We start from the raw sequence: 18,694 nt of genomic DNA on the forward strand, positions 1-18,694 counted from the left end.
AGGAGGTTTTTCGATGAAACGTCTGCTCGTTCTCCTGACCCTGGCCGCCATGGTCCTCGGCGTCTCCGCCGCGGCCTCGGCCGCCGAGCCGATCAAGATCGGCGCGCTCTACGGCCTTACCGGCGGCATGAGCTCCATCGACACCCCGTCGCTCAACGGGGCCAAGCTCAAGGCCAAGCTCATCAACAAGTCCGGCGGGTTGCTGGGCGGCCGCCAAGTGGAGATCCTGGGCGTTGACACCAAGACCGACCAGAAGGCCTCGGCCATGGGCGCCAAGAAGGTGCTCAGCGAGGGCATCGTCGCGGGCATCGGCTACTCCGACCCGGCCTTCGTGCTGCCCGCCGCGCCGCTGTTCCAGAAGCAGGGCATCCCCTTCGTCACCTCCGGCGCCACCCTGCCGACCCTGCCCAAGATGATCGGCGACTGCATGTTCATGACCCCCTTCGGTGACGACGACCAGTCCTACGCCATCGCCGACTACACGGTGAAGAAGCTCGGAGCCAAGAAGGTCGCGGTCTGGACCGACAACTCCATGGACTTCACCAAGACCCTGTCCCGCTTCTACAAGGAGCGCATCAAGAAGCTCGGCGGAACCATCGTTCTTGAGGACTTCTTCATGATGGGCGACAAGGACTTCTCCGCCCAGATCGCCCGCCTGAAGAGCTCCGGCGCCGAGGCCGTGTTCGTTTCCTCCATTCCCAACGAGGCCGGCCTGACCGTGAAGCAGATCCGCGAGGCCGGACTGAAGCTGCCCATCGTTTCCGGCGACGGCTTCGACACCGAGCTGATCACCACGGTTCCCGGCCCGGCCCTGGCCAACGACGTGTTCTTCGCCACCCACACCTACCGCGAGGACACCCGCCCCGAGGTTCTGGACTTCATCAAGGAATACAAGGCCGAGTACGGCCATGATCCCGAGAACGCCTTCGCCGCCCTGGGCTTCGACGCCGTGGGCCTCATCGCCGACGCCATCACCCGCGCCGGTTCCGCCGAGCCCGCCGCCATCAAGAAGGCCCTTCGGACCACCAAGGACTTCAAGGCCGTCACCGGCACGATCACCTACTCCCGCGCCTCCGGCGTGCCGGTGAAGGGCGTGTCCGTCATCAGCGTCAAGGGCGGCAAGTACAAGGTCGAGGAAGTTTGGTATCCTGAAGCCAAGTAGCGCATCGTCAGGCATTCGACGCGCACGGGCGCGGGCGCTTCGCATGCGGAGCGCCCGCGCCCTTCCCGCGAAGAGCCGTCAAAAAACGGAGAGATGGAAATGAAGAACGTCCGTCTGGAAGAGCATAACGAGTACAGCTTCAAGGAAGCGAAATTCGACAAGTTGTTTCTGGCCATCGGCTCCTGCGAATCCCACGGCGAGCATCTGCCCTACGGCTGCGACAGTTTCGTCAGCCATCAGATCGCCCTGGATCTGGCCCAGCGCGTGAAGAACGCCGTGGTGGCCCCGCCTCTGTGGTTCGGCATGAGTCAGCACTACCGCCACCAGCCCATGTGCCTGTCCCTGTCCGACGACACGGTCATCCGCGCCGTGGGCGACCTGCTGGAATCCGCCGCCTTCTGGGGCATCCGCAAGGTGCTCATCGTCAACGGCCATGACGGCAACATCGCGCCCATCGAGATCGCGGCCCGGGACTTCAAGGTCCGCCATCCCGACTTCAGTCTGGCCGTGCTGGACGCCTGGTGGGTCACGGCCGGGAACCTTCTGCCCAAGGACACCTTCGAGGTCTGGGACGGCCTGGGCCACGGCGGCGAGGGCGAGACCTCCATCGGCCTGTCCATCTTCCCCCAGCTCTGCGACATGAGCCGGGCCAAGGGCGACCTGCCGGAGATGGATGCGAACGTGAAACTCATCTGGAACTTCCAGGAACTGACCCGTTTCGGCGCCAGCGGCGACCCGACCAAGGCCACGGCCGAGAAGGGCGACAAGATGCGCAAGGTGCTGGTGGACTACCTGGTCGGATTCATCGAGAGAATGGATGAGCAGAACTGGCGCTACAACATCAAAAAGTAGTCGCGACGTCGTCGTCTTCCTGACCGGCGGCACCATCGGCATGCGCCGCAGGGCGGATGGTCCGGGCGTCGCCCCGGGCGGCGGGCTCGGCGAACTGTTCGAGAGCCTGCTGCCCGTGGAGGGCGTCCGCGTCCGCACCGTGGAGTGGTCCGACCGGCCCAGTCCGCACATGACCCCCGAGGACATGCTGCGCCTGGCCCGGGACATCGACTCCGCCCTGTCCGAGCGCGGCGTGTGCGGAGCGGTGGTCCTGCACGGCACGGACCTGCTGGCCGAGACCTCGTTCCTGCTCGACATCGCCCTGACCTCCACCAAGCCGGTGGTGACCACCGGCTCCATGCGCCACATGGAGGAGGCGGGATACGACGGGCAGCGCAACCTGCTCAACAGCATCCTGGCCTGCCTGGCCATGCCGCGTTCGTCCGAGGTGCTCGTGCAGATCGCGGACCAGCTTTTCACGGCCCGCGACGCCATCAAGTTGGACTCGGTCTCCGTGGACCCGCTCATCGGCCAGCGCCGCGGCAGCGTGGGCCGCATCGCCGGTTCGGCCGTGGAGCTGACCCAGGACGTGCGCGTCAAGCGTCCGCGCCTGCCCTTTCCGGTCACGGGTCTGGCCCGGCGCGTCCCCCTGGTGACCTGCTACCCCGGCATGGGCGGCGAGGTTCTGGAGACCTTCGCGCGTTGCGCCGGGGAGGGCGGGTTGAATGGGCTCGTGCTGGAGGGCTTCGGGGCCGGGAACGTGCCGCCGGGGTTGGTCCCGGCCATCCGCGAATTGCGGGCCAAGGATATCCCCGTGGTCCTGGCCACGCGTTGCGTACTCGGCGGAGTCTGGCCCATCTACGGCTATGAGGGCGGCGCGGCCCAACTGGTGACGCTGGGCGTCATCCCCGCCGGTCCGTTGAGCGGGATCAAGGCCCAGCTCCTGCTCAAGGCGGCGCTGGGCAGCGGTTGCCCCCCCGGGGATCTGGAAAAGGTGTTCCGGTGAGCCGTCCCGCCCCTGAAAGCGTCACCGCGCCCATGCCCCTGCCGTTCGGCGAGGTGCGCGGAACCGAGAAGGGGCGGGTCTACGCCTGCCTGCGCGACTGGATTCTCTTTTCCGAGCTGGCTCCGGGCTTGCGGCTCAACGAGCGCGAACTGGCCGAACGTTTCGGCATCTCCCGCACACCGCTGCGGGAGGTGTTGCAACTGCTGAGCTACCAGGGGCTGGTGGTCATCCGGCCGCGCCATGGGATCATCGTGGCCCCGGTCGACGAGGGGATCATCCGCCGGACCTTCGAAGTCCGCTTGCCCCTGGAACGCGAAGTGGCTCGGCTGGCGGCCCTGCGCGCCACCCCGGACGATGCCGCGCGGCTGGAGGAACTGGCCCGGCTCTGGGCCGAAGCCTATGCATCCGGGGACGTGGAGGCGGTCATCCGCGCCGATGACCGGTTCCACAACGCCCTGGCCGAACTCGCGGGCAATCCCGTGCTCCTGCGCGCCCGCGAGTCCCTGCACAACATTTGCCTGCGCTACTGGTTTCTCATCCGCCATGAATACGTGTTGGAACCCTCCAGCGCCGAGGCCCACGTCCGTCTGGCCGAGGCCGTAACCAGGGGCGACGCCGAGCTGGCCGCCGTTCTCCAGGAAGAACACGTGCGCGGTTTCGCCCGGCTGCTGGAGCGGGAGTAGGGCAACCTCCGTCCCCTCCGTCCGCTCCCGCCTTCCTTGTTTTCCTCATCCGCCGTCGCGCGCGGCCTTCCAAACGGCATGCCCTGGGTTATCGCATAACCTGTGGAATATATGCCCCGCCATTGAGGCGTGCCGCCCTTTTCCCGCAACGGGCCGTTTTTTCCCATAAGGGATCGCATCCGTCTTCGGTGGGATGATCCTGCATGGCGTCTCATAAAAAATTTTTGTAAACAACGTGTTGTCGTGTTGTTTCGTTATGGTGCGGTTCTTGATTCCAGCCGTCTGGAAAAAAGGGGCATTCTCCGTGCGGATCAGACGTGCGGGTTTCCAACCGGCTGAGTTTGTTGGGCCAACCATTCACCGAAGGAGCAACCTGTAATGAGAAGAGCAGTCGTGTCCTGGCTTTTCGCCGTGGTCTTTCTCTGCAACGCGTTCGTCGCCCAGGCGGCGGACAAGCATCCGGGCGTGACCATCTACGCCACCGGCGGCACCATCGCGGGGAGCGCCGAGAGCAGCACGGACACCACCACCTACCAGTCCGGCGTGCTCGGCGTCGATGTGCTCATTAAGGCCGTTCCGCAGTTGAAGGACATTGCGGACGTCTCGGGCGTGCAGGTCGCCAAGCTGAACAGCCCGGACGTGAGCCAGGCCGTCCTGCTGAAGTTGTCCAAGGAGATCGGCAAGAAGCTGGCCGAGAAGGGCACCCACGGTGTGGTCGTGACGCATGGCACCGACACCTTGGAGGAGACCGCGTTCTTCCTCGACCTGACCATCAAGAGCAAGAAGCCCGTGGTCATCGTCGGGGCCATGCGCCCGGCCACGGCCATCAGCGCCGACGGCCCGATGAACCTGTTGCAGGCCGTGAGCGCGGCGGTGGACAGGAACGCCGAGGATCGCGGCGTGCTCGTGGTGATGAACGACAGGATAGGCTCGGCCTTCTACATCACGAAGACCAACGCCACCACGCCCGATACCTTCAAGGCCGCCGAACAGGGATTCCTGGGCACCTTCGTGGGCGACAAGGCGAAGTTCTACTACGAGCCCGCCAAGCCGGTGAACAAGCCGCACTTCGACGTCTCCAAGCTCGACAGCCTGCCCAAGGTCGTCATCCTGTACAGTTACCAGGACGAGGACGTGGCCCTGCTTGACGCGGCCGTGGCCAACGGCGCCAAGGGCATCGTCTTCGCGGGCACGGGCAACGGCTCCCTGTCCAAGGGCATGGAGGACAAGGTCGTCGAACTGATGGGACGCGGCATTCCCGTGATCCGCTCCACCCGGACCGGCTCGGGCTGGGTTTCGGACATCGACACGGGCATCCCCTCCGGCTGCTTCAATGCCCAGAAGTCCCGCATCCTGTTGACCCTGGCCCTGGCCGAGGGCGCGAACATGGACAAGATCAAGCGGTATTTCGGCATGTAACAAGCCTCACGGCAGACGCCCACCTCACACCGGAAGTCGGTGACTCCCCATGTTTCCGGTGTTCTCGGTCGGCTGTCGATCCATCATCGGATCGGCGGCCGACAATTTGTGGAAGGGAGGACAAAAGAAAAACCGGCGGTCTTGCGACTGCCGGCTTTCTTTTTCCCTGTGGTGCGCCCGAGAAGATTCGAACTTCTGACCTACGGATTCGTAGTCCGGCGCTCTATCCAGCTGAGCTACGGGCGCGTTGGGAAGAGACTTGTTATTCCCATTCGCTTTCGTCGTCAAGTCTTTTCGCACCGTTTTTCGCCCTTGCCAAAAGCCCCGGCCGTGCGCATGGTTCCGGCCATGAGCAGTCTCAGCGAAAAGGCGGCGGCCAGCCGCGCCGCCCTGGAAGGACTCCTGGCCCGCGCCGAGCCCGGCCGCGTGGCCGTGGCCTGGACCGGGGGCAAGGACTCCACCGTGGCCCTGGCCCTGTGGCGGGAGGTCCTGGAGTCCCGGGGCCTGGGGCCGTTGCGGGCCCTGAACCTGGACACCGGGCTCAAGTTCCCGGAGATCATCGCCTTCCGCGACCGTCTGGCCAGGGAGTGGGGCCTGGAGCTGACCATCGTCCGGCCGGAGGTGGACCTCTCGTCCTATCCCGTGGCCCGGGACAAGGTGGCCTGCTGCCGTGACCTGAAGATCGCGCCCCTGAGCCGGGCCCTGCGCGAGGCGGACATCGCCGTGCTCATCACCGGTCTGCGCGGGGACGAGCACGCGGCCCGGGCCGGGCTGCCCTTCCTGGAGGAGCGGCCCGATCCGCCGCACCTGCGGGCCAACCCCCTGGCGGACTGGACCGAGATGGATATCTGGGCCCACATTCTGGAGCGCGGTCTGCCCTACTGCGACCTCTACCTCCAGGGCTACCGCTCCCTGGGCTGCATGCCCTGCACTCATCTGCCCACGGACCCGGCGGACGAACGCTCCGGCCGCGACCAGGACAAGGAGCGGCACATGGCCGAGTTGCGCAGCCTGGGATATTTCTAGCGGCCCACACCTGCCGCCCTTTTCCCATCTTTCTCGAGCGAGGCGAAGTCCACCCTCTGGGCGTCGGAGGCCTTCTCCCGCCTTGGCTTGCCCGGGGAAATGCGCTATCGCCACGGGATGCAGCAAACGGAATCGCCGATCATCCGCCACCGCACCCGCGAGGTGCGCGTGGGCTCCGTGGGCGTGGGCGGGGACAACCCGGTGCGCGTGCAGAGCATGTGCAACACCGACACCCGCGACGTGCCTTGCACCACGGCCCAGGTGCGGGCGCTGGCCGAGGCGGGCTGCGAACTCGTGCGCCTGGCCGTGCCCGACGAGGCGGCCGCCAAGGCGCTCACCGCCATCCGCGCGCAGTCGCCCGTGCCGCTCATCGCGGACATCCACTTCGACCATCGGCTGGCCCTGGCCGCCCTGGCCGCGGGCATGGACGGCCTGCGCATCAATCCCGGCAACATCGGCGGCGAGGCCAAGGTGGACGCCGTGGTGGCCGCGGCCAAGGATCGCGGCGCGCCCATCCGCATCGGGGTCAACTCCGGCTCGGTGGAAAAGGAGCTGCTGGCGCGTTTCGGCGGCCCCACGCCCGAGGCCATGGCCGAGAGCGCGCTCAAACATGTTGCCATGCTGGAGCGCCGCAACTTCGACCAGATCAAGATTTCGCTCAAGTCCTCGTCGGTCCTGGGCACCGTGGCGGCCTACCGGCTTCTGGCCCGGAAGGTCGACTACCCCCTGCACATCGGGATCACCGAGGCCGGGACGCTCGTGCGCGGGGCCGTGAAGTCCTCGGTGGGCCTGGGCATCCTCCTCTGGGAGGGCCTGGGCGACACGCTGCGGGTGTCCCTGACCCACGACCCAGTGGCCGAGCCGGGCGTTGCCTGGGAGATCCTGCGTTCCCTGGGCCTGCGCGCCCGGGGCCCGGAAATCGTCTCCTGCCCCACCTGCGGCCGCACGGAGATCGACCTCATCGGCCTGGCCCAGGAGGTGGAGGACCGCCTGCGCGGGGTCACGGAGGTCTTCACCGTGGCGGTCATGGGCTGCCCGGTGAACGGTCCGGGCGAGGCCCGCGAGGCGGACATCGGCATCGCCGGGGGCAAGGACCTGGGCATCATCTTCCGCAAGGGCGAGGTGCTGCGCAAGGTGCGCGGCAACGATCGCCTCTTGCCCGAATTCATGCTGGAAATCGAAAAGTTCCTGAAGGAAAGGAGAGAGGAATCCCCATGCGACTGAGCCGCTACTATGTCCCGACCCTCAAGGAGGACCCGGCCGAGGCCGAGGTGGTCAGCCACAAGCTCCTCATGCGCGCGGGCATGATCCGCAAGCTGACCTCGGGCATCTACACCTATCTGCCCCTGGGCCTGCGCGCCCTGAACAAGGTGGCCGGCATCCTGCGCGAGGAGATGAACCGCGCCGGGGCCGTGGAGATCCTCATGCCCTCGGTGCAGCCCGGCGACCTCTGGAAGGAGACCGGGCGCTGGGACTTCTACGGCAAGGAGCTGCTGCGCATCAAGGACCGCCACGACCGGGACTACTGCCTGGGCCCGACCCACGAAGAGGTGGTCACGGACCTCGTGCGCGGCGAGATCAAGTCCTACAAGCAACTGCCCATCAATCTCTACCAGATCCAGACCAAGTTCCGGGACGAGATACGGCCCCGCTTCGGCCTCATGCGCGGCCGGGAGTTCGTCATGAAGGACGCCTACTCCTTCGACAAGGACGAGGCCGGGGCCGAGGCCAGCTACCGGGCCATGTTCGAGGCCTACACCAAGGCCTTCCAGCGCCTGGGCCTGAAGTTCCGCGCCGTGCAGGCCGACTCCGGGGCCATCGGCGGCGACTTCTCCCACGAGTTCATGGTCCTGGCCGCCACGGGCGAGGACACCATCGCGGTCTGCCGCGACGCCAAGTGCGGCTTCGCCGCCAACCTGGAAAAGGCCAAGGTGAACAAGCCCGCCGGGGACTGCGCCTGTGCGGCCGCCTGCCCGGCCCTGGAGACCGTCTCCACTCCCGGCACGCACACCGTGGAGGAGGTCTGCGCCTTCCTCAGGATCGAGCCCAAGGCGCTCATCAAGACCCTGCTCTTCGACGCCGACGGCAAGGCCGTGGCCGCCCTGGTGCGCGGCGACCGCCAGCTCAACGAGGTCAAGTTCAAGAACCTCCTGAAGTGCAATGACCTCAAGCTGGCCGACGAGGCCCAGGTGCGGGCCTGGACCGGCGCGCCCGTTGGTTTCGCCGGACCAGTGGGGCTCAAGGTCGAGGGCGTCTACGCCGACCACGAGCTGTGTTGCGCCACGGACTGGGTGGCCGGGGCCAACGCCGCCGACGCCCACGTGAAGCACCTGAGCCTGGGCCGCGACGCGAAAGTGGCCGCCTTCGCGGACCTGCGCGTCATCGAGCCCACGGACCCCTGCCCCGAGTGCGGGGGGCCCATCGACTTCACCAAGGGCATCGAGGTCGGCCACGTCTTCAAGCTCGGACTCAAGTACTCCAAGGCCATGCAGACCACCTTCCTGGACGAGAACGGCAAGGAGCAGCTCATGATCATGGGCTGCTACGGCATCGGCGTCTCGCGCATCGTGGCCTCGGCCATCGAGCAGAACAACGACGACAAGGGCCCCATTTTCCCGCCCTCCATCGCGCCTTTCGAGGTTTCGCTCCTTTCCCTGGGGGCCAAGGAGCCCGAGGTGCTGGACAAGGCCGCCGAGCTCTACGAGGAGCTGCGCGGCATGGGCGTGGACGTGCTCTACGACGACCGCGACGAGCGGCCGGGCGTGAAGTTCAACGACGCGGACCTCATGGGGTTCCCCATGCAGCTCGTGCTCGGCGGCAAGGGCCTCAAGGCCGGGATCATCGAGGCCAAGGACCGCAAGACCGGGGAGCGCAAGGAACTGCCCCTGGCCGGATTCGGCGAGGCCTTCGCGGCCTGGCGCAAGGAGATCTGGCGGAGTTGGGGGCTGGAATAGGACGGAAGGAATCCGGACAGCAGCCATCGGCCGCGGGGGGCGATTTTTCCCCTCCTATCGGCAGGGCTTGTTTCGCGACCTTTTGTGGTAACGAAGGCGAGGAAGGCGTCGTCTTCGGTCTATTGACGCCTCAAGCGGATGTGGTCCGATTCCTTGTGATGTCTTGTTTGTCGCCTGTTCGTGGAGGGGGGAGGTGCAGGCCCGTCGCAACGTTTTCTCAAGGGATCGCAACGGCCTTTCAACGGGTCGATTTTGGCGGCATTGCCTCTCCCTTTTGCATGGAGTGATTTGTGAGACGTTTGATTCTGCACATTGGATTGCCAAAGACCGGCACGACGGCTCTACAGCGTTTTTTTACCGAGAATCGGAAGCTGTTTGGAGAGCAAGGGATACTTGTCCCCAAGACCCCGCAAAATGTCCACCGGGCATACGGTGTCGTATTCGAAGCTTCGCAGCCTTTTCCCCATGAACGGGTATGGAAGCAAGTCCGCGATCTGTTCGCGGAGAAAATTGATGCCGTTCTGGTGAGCCACGAGGATTTGTCCACGCATATGGCGAAGAATCCTGAAGGTGTTCTTCAAGAGCTTGTTGAATATTTTGCTGAAATTGATGTAAAAATACAAATTGTTGTTTATCTGCGTAGGCAGGATCTGCATTATGAGTCTCTCTATAACCAGGACGTCAAATACTATTGCACGAGCAACATTTTTAATCCAACGCCTGAAGATGACTCCATAATCAACTCGAATGGGATTTCGTTGAGCATATATCATTATTATGAATGGTTGCACCGTATCGCGGAGATTATTGGAAAGGAGAATGCATTCATTCGCATATATGATCGCGCGTCGTTCGCGGGCGGCGATATTTTTCATGATTTCGTTTCCGCCATTGGAATTGATTATGACGAGAGATTCGTTCTCCCAGCCGCTGATCCAAACCCTGGAATAGATTCTCAATATCTCGAACTCTGTCGGTACGCCAATTCGGTGTACTCGAAGGATGAATTGACGAGACAGGATACGGTCGATAAGATTTTATTCTATAAATTCATGCTGTTCATCAATAACCAGCTTGGAAGGACTGGAGATAAAGGCCTTTTTCTGGATGCGGAGCGGCTGAAATTTTTGGAGAGATTTTCTGAGTCGAACAGAAGGCTCTTCGAATTCATTGGCCGAGAGAACATCTTCTCCGTGGAGCCGTTGCGGCATGCCGAGATGAAAACCGCGCGGGAGACGCTCGACGCTTTGGACTTGCGGAAAATAGTCGTGCTTCTGCATCGGCGTTGGCTGGAATGCTCGTGCGGCATGAGTTACCCGGTTCGAAATTATCTCCGCCTGAAGCTGGCGCAGATCAAGATGAAGAAGGGTGATCCCGGGGCGCGCCGCAAACTCCGCCGGTACAGGCTGATTCACAGCGTCGGGAAGCGATTGGTGCCCGGCTGGCCATCCACGGGAGAGATGGAGGTTGTTTTGGGGGAAATGCCGTTGGATGTGAACTAGGCGGCATGCCGGGGAATTGCGGGCAGCGGGCGAACCTTCGCGTCCTGACGTGAAGTTCAACGACGCGGACCTCATGGGCTTCCCCATGCGGCTCGTGCTCGGTGGCAGGGGCCTCAAGGCCGGGATCATCGAGGTCAAGGATCGTAGAACCGGCGAACGCAGGGAACTGCCTCTGGACGGCTTCGCCGCAGCTTTTGCGGCCTGGCGCAAGGATATCTGGACCACTTGGGGGCTGGAATAAGTTATTTGTAGGCCCATTATGCCAGTGAATCGTGAAGCCCTTGGGAAAAAGCTGGGGCACCTCCGGCAACATCTCGGCTTATCTATTGATGAGCTTTCTCGGGTGACGTCGATTGACGAGCAACGCTTGTATTTGATTGAGGCAGGTGAGCTTGAATGCTCTGGCGATGAGTTATTAATACTTGCTGATCATTACAAGGTTAATTTTGTATCACTACTCAGGAAAGAGATTGATTTGGTTGATGGGATGGATGCATTCTATAGATCGAGTGGTAGTGGGTTATCGAAAGATGACAGGGCTTCAATTCAAGAATTTCTATTTTTATGTGAGAATGAGAAGTTTTTATTAGAGGACATTGGGCGAAATAATATAGTTGAATTCTCTCCTAAAATTCATGGAGATATGTATAAGATTCACGGAGTACAAATAGCTCAACAATTAAGAGAAGTGCTTGGATTTAAAGAAAATCAGGTCCCAGCGGACATATATTACGAGTTTCGGCGACTTGGGTTCCATATTTTTCGCAGAAAACTTGATGATTCTAATATATCTGGCATTTTTATTAAACATGTTACTGCTGGAAAATGTATTCTTGTCAACTTTTATGAAGATATTTATCGGCAGCGCTTTACTGTTGCACATGAAGTTTGCCATGCGTTGATAGATAATAAGTATAGCTATAATATTTCAAAAGATAACGATAGCAAGAAGAGCTTAATAGAAATTAGGGCAAATAATTTTGCTAGTGAATTTCTATTACCATCTGCACTTTTAAAAGAATTTGCTTCAAGCCTTGCTGTTGGAAATGATGAGCAAATAATTGGTATTGCGAATAGACTACAAGTAAATCCAATATCATTAGCAATTGCATTATCTGAGAAGTGCGGCATCAGCGCAGAACTCAAAGAATATATCGGTAGCTTAAAAATTAATCGCACAGTGAAGAATGATCCAGAATTATCTGGTGCATATTCTGCACGCTACTTGAGTGCAAAAGAAAATGTTTTGCAGCGTGGGTTGTCGTCTTTCTATGTGAATTTATGCATTGATGCTTATGAGCAAGGGATTATTTCTCTCAACCGTCTCTCCTATGTTCTTTTGTGCTCACGCGATGAATTGTTTGAGATCGCTGAAATGTTTGGAAGAAATATTAATGTTAAATTATAAGTTATTTCACCTGTCAAATTCAATAGACACATGTGCTGTATGGAACCTTGTGTCTTCAAGCAGGCTATCCGTTGTAGCTTTCTGTTGTGGTCTTGATGGATATTTAACGCATTTTGTTTTTTATGAATGCATGCGTTCTTGGAAATGCAATAAAGAACATGAGGCGGAATTAAAGAAAAGATTGAATTCATTGTTTGATGGGAAAAAACTAAAGAAATTTAGTATTTCATTAGACGATCTCGCTGATAACTCGGTTGTCCAATTGGCGCAACGCATGGATCTAGGTGAGTTATCTGCATTAATTTTTGCAAAAAAATATGGGATTGCATTTCTTACAGATGATCAGAAAGCTCGGAAGTTGGCATCAATTGTGTTATCTTCTAGTTATGTACAAACTACGCCGCATCTCTTTGGCTGGCTGTTTTATATGAATAAATTGTCAGATGAAGACAAAGCAGAAATAATAAAAGAGCATTCTAATTTGGGCGGAAGTTTAAGCCCTCTTTTTGAACACGCTTATTTAACAGCGTTGCAACTTCGCCTTATTGCCCCAGAGAAAGAATGAGAATCCTGACCGTCTCCGAACTGACCCGCGCGGTCAAGGACACCCTGGAGGCCGAGTTTCCGTTCGTCTGGGTGCGGGGGCAGGTCTCCAATCTGGGCCGTCCCGCGTCCGGGCACGTGTACTTCACGCTCGGGGACGGCGAGGCCCTGCTCCAGGTGGTCTGGTTCAAGGGCAGCCAGTGGGGCGCGGGCGAGGAGGGGGTGCACCCTCTCACCGGCGAGGTGCTGGAGCCAGGCCAGGGCGGTCTGGCCGCGCGGCTGGCCGACGGCATGGAAGTGCTCTGCGCGGGCCGGATCAACGTCTACGCCCCGCGCGGTCAGTACCAGTTGGTGGCTGAACTCGTGCAGGAGCAAGGCGTCGGCGATCTGCACCTGGCCTTCGAGGCGCTCAAGAGAAAGCTGGCGGACAAGGGCTACTTCGACGAGGACCGCAAGATGGTCCTGCCCAGGAGCCCGGAACGCGTGGCCCTGGTGACCTCCACCAGCGGCGCGGCCGTGCGGGATTTCCTGCGCATCGCCTCGGAGCGCGGCTTCGGCTGCGAAATCCGCATCCATCCGACTCTGGTGCAGGGCGAGCAGGCCCCGGCCGGAATCGCGGCGGCCTTGGACGCGGTGAACGCCGACGGCTGGGCCGAGGTCATCGCCCTGGTGCGCGGCGGCGGCTCCCTGGAAGACTTGTGGGCCTTCAACACCGAACTGGTGGCCGACGCCCTGTACCGCTCAAGCATCCCGGTCATCACCGGCGTGGGCCACGAGCCGGACGTGACCATCGCGGACTACGTGGCCGACAAACGCGCTGCCACCCCGAGCCACGCGGCCCAGGAACTCTGGCCCGCGCGCGCGGACCTGGCCCAGGCCGTGGACGAGGCCCAGCTCAACCTGGAGCGGGCCTTCGGAAACTGGCTCGGAGCCAAGGAGGCCCGGCTGGCCGAGCTGCGGCGGGCCCTGTCCTGGCTTTCCCCGACCCAGCGCCTGGAACGGCTGCTGGAGCGCTTCCGGGACACGCTGCACCGTCTGGTCCGGGCGGGCGGAGATTTTGTTGAAAACAGGCGGGACGATCTGGAGCGGGCGTTGGCCGGGTTGACCCGGGCCTTCGGGCCCGAGGCCCTGGAGGTCCGGCGCGGACAGGCCGAATCCCTGGCGCGGCGTCTGGACGTCGCCGGGCGCGGCCTGCTGGAAGCCCAGGGCAACGCCCTGGAACTGTTGCGGGCCCGGCTGGCCGGGCTCGACCCCGAGGCCCCCCTGGCTCGGGGCTACAGCCTCGTGACCTTGGCCCGCACCGGCCGGTTCCTGCGCGGGGCGGGCGACGCGGTTCCGGGCGACGAACTGCTGGTGCGCGCGCGCGACGGCCGTCTGCGCGCCGGAGTGACCGCCGTGGAGAAGGACGAATGACGCGTCGCATCCTGGGAGCCCTGCTCCTCGTCTGTCTCTGGGCGGGCGCGGCCCTGGCCGGAGCCCGGCTGGAGGTTCCGCCGCAGGTGGGTCTGGGCGAGCCCTTTCTCGTGCGCATCGTCTCGGACCGGCCCTTCCGGGACGTGACCGTGTACTGGCTGGAGCGTGAAGTGCGGCCCACGGTCAAGGCCGGGGACGGCGGGAATGCGGCCGAGATATTGCTCGGCACGGACGTGCTCGAGGACGAGCCCGGCATGCGCGAGATTTCGGCCGTGCTCCTGGACGGGAGCGAGACGGCCACCCTGCGTGGGACCGTGGAGGTGCGGCCCAAGGACTACCCCGTCCAGGCCCTGACCTTGCCGTCCAAGATGGTCACGCCTCCCAAGGAGGAACTGGCCCGCATCGCCCGGGAGCGGGAGCTGAACCACCGTATCCTGGACCAGGCCAGCTTGCGGCGCTTCTGGGCCCTGCCCCTGGCCCGGCCCGTGTCCGGCCCGGTGGAGAGCGTCTACGGCGCGGCCCGGGTGCTCAACGGTCAGAAGAAGAATCCGCATCGGGGCCTGGACTTCGACGCGGCCAAGGGGCAGCCCGTGCTGGCCTGCGCCACGGGCACCGTGGTCCTGGTGGCGGACCAGTATTATGCCGGAAAGTGCGTCATCGTGGACCACGGCAACGGCGTACAGAGCCTGTACTATCACCTGTCCGAGGCGAAGGTTCGCGAGGGCTACCGGGTGGACCGGGGCGAGGTTCTGGGCCTTGTCGGCTCCACGGGCCGGGCCACGGGGCCGCATCTGCATTTCGCCCTGAGCGTGCAGGGCCGTCTGGTGGATCCCCTGCCCCTGCTGGAGGAATGAACATGGCCAAGAAGGAAGAGGGATTCGAGAAGCGTCTGGCGCGCCTCAAGGAGATCGTCGAGGCCCTGGAACACGGCGACCTGCCCCTGGAACAGGGCGTGGCCCTCTACAAGGAGGGCTTGACCCTGGCGCGGGCCTGCGGCAAGCAATTGGAAGCCGCCCGCAACGAGGTCAAGGTGGCCGGGGAGGGCGCGCTCAGGGATTTCAATGTCCCGGAGGACGGAAACGGCGATGACGATCAAGCGTGAACTGGCCGGGCGGGCCGACGAGGTGGAGCGTTTTCTCGCCTCCTGCCTGCGCGGGAAAGACATCCCCGAACGCCTGCTGGCCTCCATGGAATACAGTCTCCTGGCCGGGGGCAAACGTCTGCGGCCCGTGCTCACCCTGTCCTGGGCCCGGGTTCTGGGCGGCGATCCGTCGGCCGTGCTGCCTTTCGCCTCGGGGCTGGAGTGCATCCACACCTATTCCCTGATCCACGACGACCTGCCCGCCATGGACGACGACGACCTGCGGCGCGGCAAGCCTTCCAACCACAAGGCCTTCGACGAGGCCACGGCGATCCTGGCCGGTGACGGCCTGCTCACCGAGGCCTTCGGCTTCTTCTGCGACGCCGGGCTCGCGGGCGGGCTGCCTCCCGAGCGGGTGCTGCGGGCCACGGGCCTCGTGGCCGAGGCGGCGGGGGCTGTGGGCATGGTCGGCGGCCAAGCCCTGGACATGGAGTACACCGGCCGGGCCGGGGTGACCCTGGAGGAACTGCGCGGCCTGCACGCGCGCAAGACCGGCGCGCTCATCAGCGTGGCCTGCCGGGCCGGGGCCGTGCTGGCCGGGGCCCCCGAGGCCGACGAGGCCCGGGCCCTGGAATACGGCCGCAATCTCGGCGTGGCCTTTCAGATCATGGACGACGTGCTCGACCTGGTGGCCGACGAGGCCACCCTGGGCAAGCCCGTGGGCAGCGACGTGGAGAAGGGCAAGAACACCTATCCGGCCCTGGTGGGCCTGGACGAGAGCAGACGGCTGGCGGCCCGAAGCGTGGACCGCGCCCTGGAGTGTCTGGCTCCTTACCCGGGCGAGGAATCCGCCTTCCTGGCCGGACTCGCCCGCTACATCCTGGAGCGCGCATCATGAAAGCCGTGAAAGGCGACGAGATCGCCAACAAGTATCTCGGCGAGACCAGCCTGTTGCCCCTGATCCGCAAGCCCTCGGACGTTGCCGGGTTGAGCCGCGAGGAATTGCAGACCCTGGCGGCCGAGATCCGGCGCGTGATCATCGAACAGGTCTCGGCCGGGGGCGGGCATCTGGCCCCCTCCCTGGGCGTGGTCGAGCTGACCCTGGCCCTCTGCAGGGCCTACGACCTGGAGCAGGACCGGCTCGTCTGGGACGTGGGCCATCAGGCCTACGCCCACAAGCTGCTCACCGGCCGCCTGGACCGCTTCCACACGCTCCGGCGGTTCGGCGGCCTGTCCGGTTTCCCACGCATGAGCGAGAGCCCCTACGACCATTTCGGCGTCGGCCATTCGAGCACGTCCATCTCGGCGGCCCTGGGCATGGCCCTGGCCCGCGACCTTGCCGGAGGGAAGAACGAGGTCATCGCGGTCATCGGCGACGGTTCGCTCACCGGCGGTCTGGCCTTCGAGGCCCTGAATCAGGCCGGGGACATGGAGCGGAAGATCGTGGTCGTGCTCAACGACAACGAGATGAGCATCTCGCGCAACGTGGGCGCGCTCTCGCGCTTCCTTTCGCGCAAGCTCTCCGCGCCCTTCGTGACCCGCTTCAAGCGCGAGGTGGAGGCCTTCCTCAAGCAGATCCCAAAGATCGGCCAGGACTTGGCCCTCTTCGCCCGGCGCAGCGAGGACGCCTTCAAGAGCTTCATGACTCCGGGCATGCTCTTCGAGGCCCTGCGTTTCACCTACGTGGGGCCCATCGACGGCCACAACGTTGAGCTGCTCACGGACGTGCTGAACCAGACCAAGCGCATGGACCGGCCCGTGCTCGTGCATGTGCTCACGCGCAAGGGCAAGGGCTACGAGCCCGCCGAGACGAATCCGGCCTATTTTCACGGCGTGGGCGGCTTCGAGCCCGAGACGGGCATGGCCATCAAGCACGGGGCCCAGTTCAGCACCTACACCGAGGTCTTCGGCTCCACGCTCTGCGCCCTGGCCGCCAAGGACAAGAAGATCGTGGCCATCACCGCGGCCATGCCCGAGGGCACGGGCACGGAATGTTTCCGGGAGCGTTTTCCCGAGCGCTTCGTGGACGTGGGCATCTGCGAACAGCACGCCGTGACCTTCGCCGCCGGACTGGCGACCCAGGGCTTCAAGCCCGCCGTGGCCATCTATTCCACCTTCCTGCAGCGGGCCTACGACCAGGTGGCCCACGACGTCTGCCTCCAGAACCTGAACGTGAAGTTCTTCCTGGACCGCGCCGGGCTGGTGGGCGAGGACGGGGCCACGCACCACGGGGCCTTCGACATCGCCTTCCTGCGGCATCTGCCGAACATGACCATCATGGCCCCCAAGGACGAGGACGAGCTGGCCCGCATGATGGCCACGGCCTTCGCCATCGAGGGGCCCGTGGCCGTGCGTTATCCGCGCGGCATGGGCCAGGGCGTGCCCGTGGACCCGGCCCTGGCGCCGCTGCCCGTGGGACAGGCCGAGATGCTCCGCGAGGGCCTGGACGCGGCGGTCATCGCCTTGGGCTCACGGGTGGGCCCGTGCCTGGAGGCGGCCGAGGAACTGGAGGCCGCCGGAATCGGCTCGGCGACGGTCTGCAACGCCCGCTTCGTCAAGCCCCTGGACGCCGAGCGGATATTGAGCCTGGCCCGTCGGCACCGCAAGCTGCTCATCGTGGAGGAGGGAGTGCTGGCCGGCGGCTTCGGCTCGGCCGTGCTGGAGCTCCTGGCCGACAACGACCTCCTGGGGGGGCGCATCGTGCGTCGCCTGGGCCTGCCGGACCAGTTCGTGGAGCACGGCTCGCAGAAGCAGCTGCGCGAGCTCACGGGCATCGACAAGAAGGGCGTCAAGCAGGCCCTGAGCGAGCTTATTAAGGAAGAATAATGGCCATCACACGATTGACTGTAGATGATGTAATGTTGATTCGACAGTTGATGTCGAGAATGGAATTGGCTGCGCGCGATGCATTCGGCCAAACTGAGCCGCTTAATAAAAATGCCTTAGAATCAGCAGTATTCCGGCAGCATACTGCTATTGGAGGCGTATTTAAATATAATAAAATAGAAGAGATTGGGGCTAATTTATTTTATGGTATTGCGATGAACCATGCTTTTGAGAACGGAAATAAAAGAACAGCGCTTGTTTCATTATTGATTTTTTTAGATAAAAATAGACATATATTGGTTAGTTCTACAGAAGACGAGCTTTATGAATTTGCACGTAAAGTTGCAAACCATGAGTTGCCATCAAGAGATAAGACTGTTGATTCAGAAGTTGAATATATCTCTAAATGGATAAAAGAAAGAATTCGTGGAATAGTTTTAGGAGATACAAATTTAGAATTTGGACAATTAAAAGATATATTAAAAGAATTTGACTGTGAATTTGAAAAGCCAAGAGACAATTTTATTAAACCTAAATCGAGCGGAGGGGGCCCATTGAAGCCTTCCTCGGCAGAAACCGGGAGAAGATTGACTCCAAAAATGGTGCGATGGGGACAGCTTGATCGCTGAAGCGTGATAATGCTGCTCGTTTCGGTTGTGAAACCGGATTTTTCAGGAAGTTGGACGCACCTCTCCCGTTGCTGGACATGGAGCGGGGCGTTCTGATCAGGTCCAGACGAATTTTGGAACGCTCAGGCAGCGCTCCCACAGTTCTTTGAAACGCAATGAGTCCATGGCTATTGCCGTGACCTTGAGTACGGTTTTGCCAGCATGGGACACC

At 62.3% G+C, this 18,694-nt stretch carries 17 protein-coding genes, 1 tRNA gene and 1 pseudogene; 18 read left to right on the forward strand and 1 reads right to left on the reverse strand.

What is annotated here, in order from left to right:
• The first annotated feature begins 13 nt into the window (after positions 1 to 13).
• The 5 genes from H587_RS18125 to H587_RS0109970 all read left to right on the forward strand — a co-directional run bounded on the left by H587_RS18125 (position 14) and on the right by H587_RS0109970 (position 5,101).
• On the forward strand, positions 14 to 1,162 hold the full coding sequence (locus tag H587_RS18125; RefSeq protein WP_034609053.1) for an ABC transporter substrate-binding protein: 1,149 nt from the start codon (positions 14 to 16) through the stop codon (positions 1,160 to 1,162).
• A gap of 99 nt (positions 1,163 to 1,261) precedes the next feature.
• Positions 1,262 to 2,014, forward strand: coding sequence for a creatininase family protein (locus H587_RS0109955; RefSeq protein ID WP_211219499.1), 753 nt, complete (start codon positions 1,262 to 1,264; stop codon positions 2,012 to 2,014).
• Positions 1,980 to 2,999 (forward strand): asparaginase, encoded by a 1,020-nt coding sequence (locus H587_RS0109960; protein ID WP_027176144.1) that lies wholly within the window; start codon positions 1,980 to 1,982, stop codon positions 2,997 to 2,999. The genes H587_RS0109955 and H587_RS0109960 overlap by 35 nt, the downstream gene beginning before the upstream one ends.
• Positions 2,996 to 3,682, forward strand: a complete 687-nt coding sequence (locus H587_RS18130) for a GntR family transcriptional regulator (RefSeq protein ID WP_051202633.1) — start codon at positions 2,996 to 2,998, stop codon at positions 3,680 to 3,682. Before H587_RS0109960 ends, H587_RS18130 begins: the two co-directional genes overlap by 4 nt.
• 378 nt (positions 3,683 to 4,060) lie before the next feature.
• Positions 4,061 to 5,101: a type II asparaginase gene (locus H587_RS0109970; protein ID WP_034609055.1), complete on the forward strand. Its 1,041-nt coding sequence runs from the start codon at positions 4,061 to 4,063 to the stop codon at positions 5,099 to 5,101.
• 169 nt (positions 5,102 to 5,270) lie between these two features.
• On the opposite strand, the gene H587_RS0109975 is transcribed toward H587_RS0109970, so the two are convergent.
• Positions 5,271 to 5,347 (reverse strand) — tRNA-Arg (locus H587_RS0109975).
• A gap of 102 nt (positions 5,348 to 5,449) precedes the next feature.
• Between H587_RS0109975 and H587_RS0109980 the strand changes: the two genes are divergently transcribed.
• The 13 genes and pseudogenes from H587_RS0109980 to H587_RS20265 all read left to right on the forward strand — a co-directional run bounded on the left by H587_RS0109980 (position 5,450) and on the right by H587_RS20265 (position 18,483).
• The gene (locus H587_RS0109980; protein WP_027176146.1) at positions 5,450 to 6,127 is read left to right on the forward strand and encodes a phosphoadenosine phosphosulfate reductase family protein; all 678 of its coding nucleotides are present in this window, start codon (positions 5,450 to 5,452) and stop codon (positions 6,125 to 6,127) included.
• A gap of 117 nt (positions 6,128 to 6,244) precedes the next feature.
• Positions 6,245 to 7,351 carry a flavodoxin-dependent (E)-4-hydroxy-3-methylbut-2-enyl-diphosphate synthase gene (gene ispG, locus H587_RS0109985; RefSeq protein ID WP_034609058.1) on the forward strand — a complete coding sequence of 369 codons (1,107 nt, stop codon included), beginning with the start codon at positions 6,245 to 6,247 and terminating at the stop codon, positions 7,349 to 7,351.
• Entirely contained in the window at positions 7,342 to 9,081 is a 1,740-nt protein-coding gene (locus tag H587_RS0109990; RefSeq protein WP_027176148.1) for a proline--tRNA ligase, read from the forward strand. The genes ispG and H587_RS0109990 overlap by 10 nt, the downstream gene beginning before the upstream one ends.
• A 290-nt stretch (positions 9,082 to 9,371) precedes the next feature.
• Positions 9,372 to 10,583 (forward strand): hypothetical protein, encoded by a 1,212-nt coding sequence (locus H587_RS20590; protein WP_156904509.1) that lies wholly within the window; start codon positions 9,372 to 9,374, stop codon positions 10,581 to 10,583.
• 10 nt (positions 10,584 to 10,593) lie between these two features.
• Positions 10,594 to 10,824: pseudogene (locus H587_RS0110010) on the forward strand (His/Gly/Thr/Pro-type tRNA ligase C-terminal domain-containing protein); the annotation flags it as partial.
• A gap of 18 nt (positions 10,825 to 10,842) precedes the next feature.
• Positions 10,843 to 11,991, forward strand: a complete 1,149-nt coding sequence (locus H587_RS20260) for a helix-turn-helix domain-containing protein (RefSeq protein ID WP_084630583.1) — start codon at positions 10,843 to 10,845, stop codon at positions 11,989 to 11,991.
• A 130-nt stretch (positions 11,992 to 12,121) separates the two neighbouring features.
• Positions 12,122 to 12,556: a hypothetical protein gene (locus H587_RS20595; protein ID WP_156904510.1), complete on the forward strand. Its 435-nt coding sequence runs from the start codon at positions 12,122 to 12,124 to the stop codon at positions 12,554 to 12,556.
• Entirely contained in the window at positions 12,553 to 13,947 is a 1,395-nt protein-coding gene (xseA, locus tag H587_RS0110020; protein ID WP_027176153.1) for an exodeoxyribonuclease VII large subunit, read from the forward strand. The genes H587_RS20595 and xseA overlap by 4 nt, the downstream gene beginning before the upstream one ends.
• Positions 13,944 to 14,801: a M23 family metallopeptidase gene (locus tag H587_RS0110025; protein ID WP_027176154.1), complete on the forward strand. Its 858-nt coding sequence runs from the start codon at positions 13,944 to 13,946 to the stop codon at positions 14,799 to 14,801. The genes xseA and H587_RS0110025 overlap by 4 nt, the downstream gene beginning before the upstream one ends.
• Before the next feature lie 2 nt (positions 14,802 to 14,803).
• Positions 14,804 to 15,049 (forward strand): exodeoxyribonuclease VII small subunit, encoded by a 246-nt coding sequence (locus H587_RS0110030; RefSeq protein ID WP_027176155.1) that lies wholly within the window; start codon positions 14,804 to 14,806, stop codon positions 15,047 to 15,049.
• Complete coding sequence (locus H587_RS0110035; protein ID WP_027176156.1) at positions 15,033 to 15,926, forward strand: polyprenyl synthetase family protein; 894 nt, start codon at positions 15,033 to 15,035, stop codon at positions 15,924 to 15,926. Before H587_RS0110030 ends, H587_RS0110035 begins: the two co-directional genes overlap by 17 nt.
• A complete protein-coding gene (gene dxs, locus H587_RS0110040; RefSeq protein WP_051202636.1) occupies positions 15,923 to 17,854 on the forward strand; it encodes a 1-deoxy-D-xylulose-5-phosphate synthase in 1,932 nt (643 codons plus the stop codon). The genes H587_RS0110035 and dxs overlap by 4 nt, the downstream gene beginning before the upstream one ends.
• On the forward strand, positions 17,854 to 18,483 hold the full coding sequence (locus H587_RS20265; RefSeq protein ID WP_084630584.1) for a type II toxin-antitoxin system death-on-curing family toxin: 630 nt from the start codon (positions 17,854 to 17,856) through the stop codon (positions 18,481 to 18,483). The genes dxs and H587_RS20265 overlap by 1 nt, the downstream gene beginning before the upstream one ends.
• Positions 18,484 to 18,694: the final 211 nt, after the last annotated feature.

Origin of the sequence: Desulfovibrio aminophilus DSM 12254 (assembly GCF_000422565.1) — a bacterium.
Lineage (GTDB): Bacteria > Desulfobacterota > Desulfovibrionia > Desulfovibrionales > Desulfovibrionaceae > Aminidesulfovibrio > Aminidesulfovibrio aminophilus.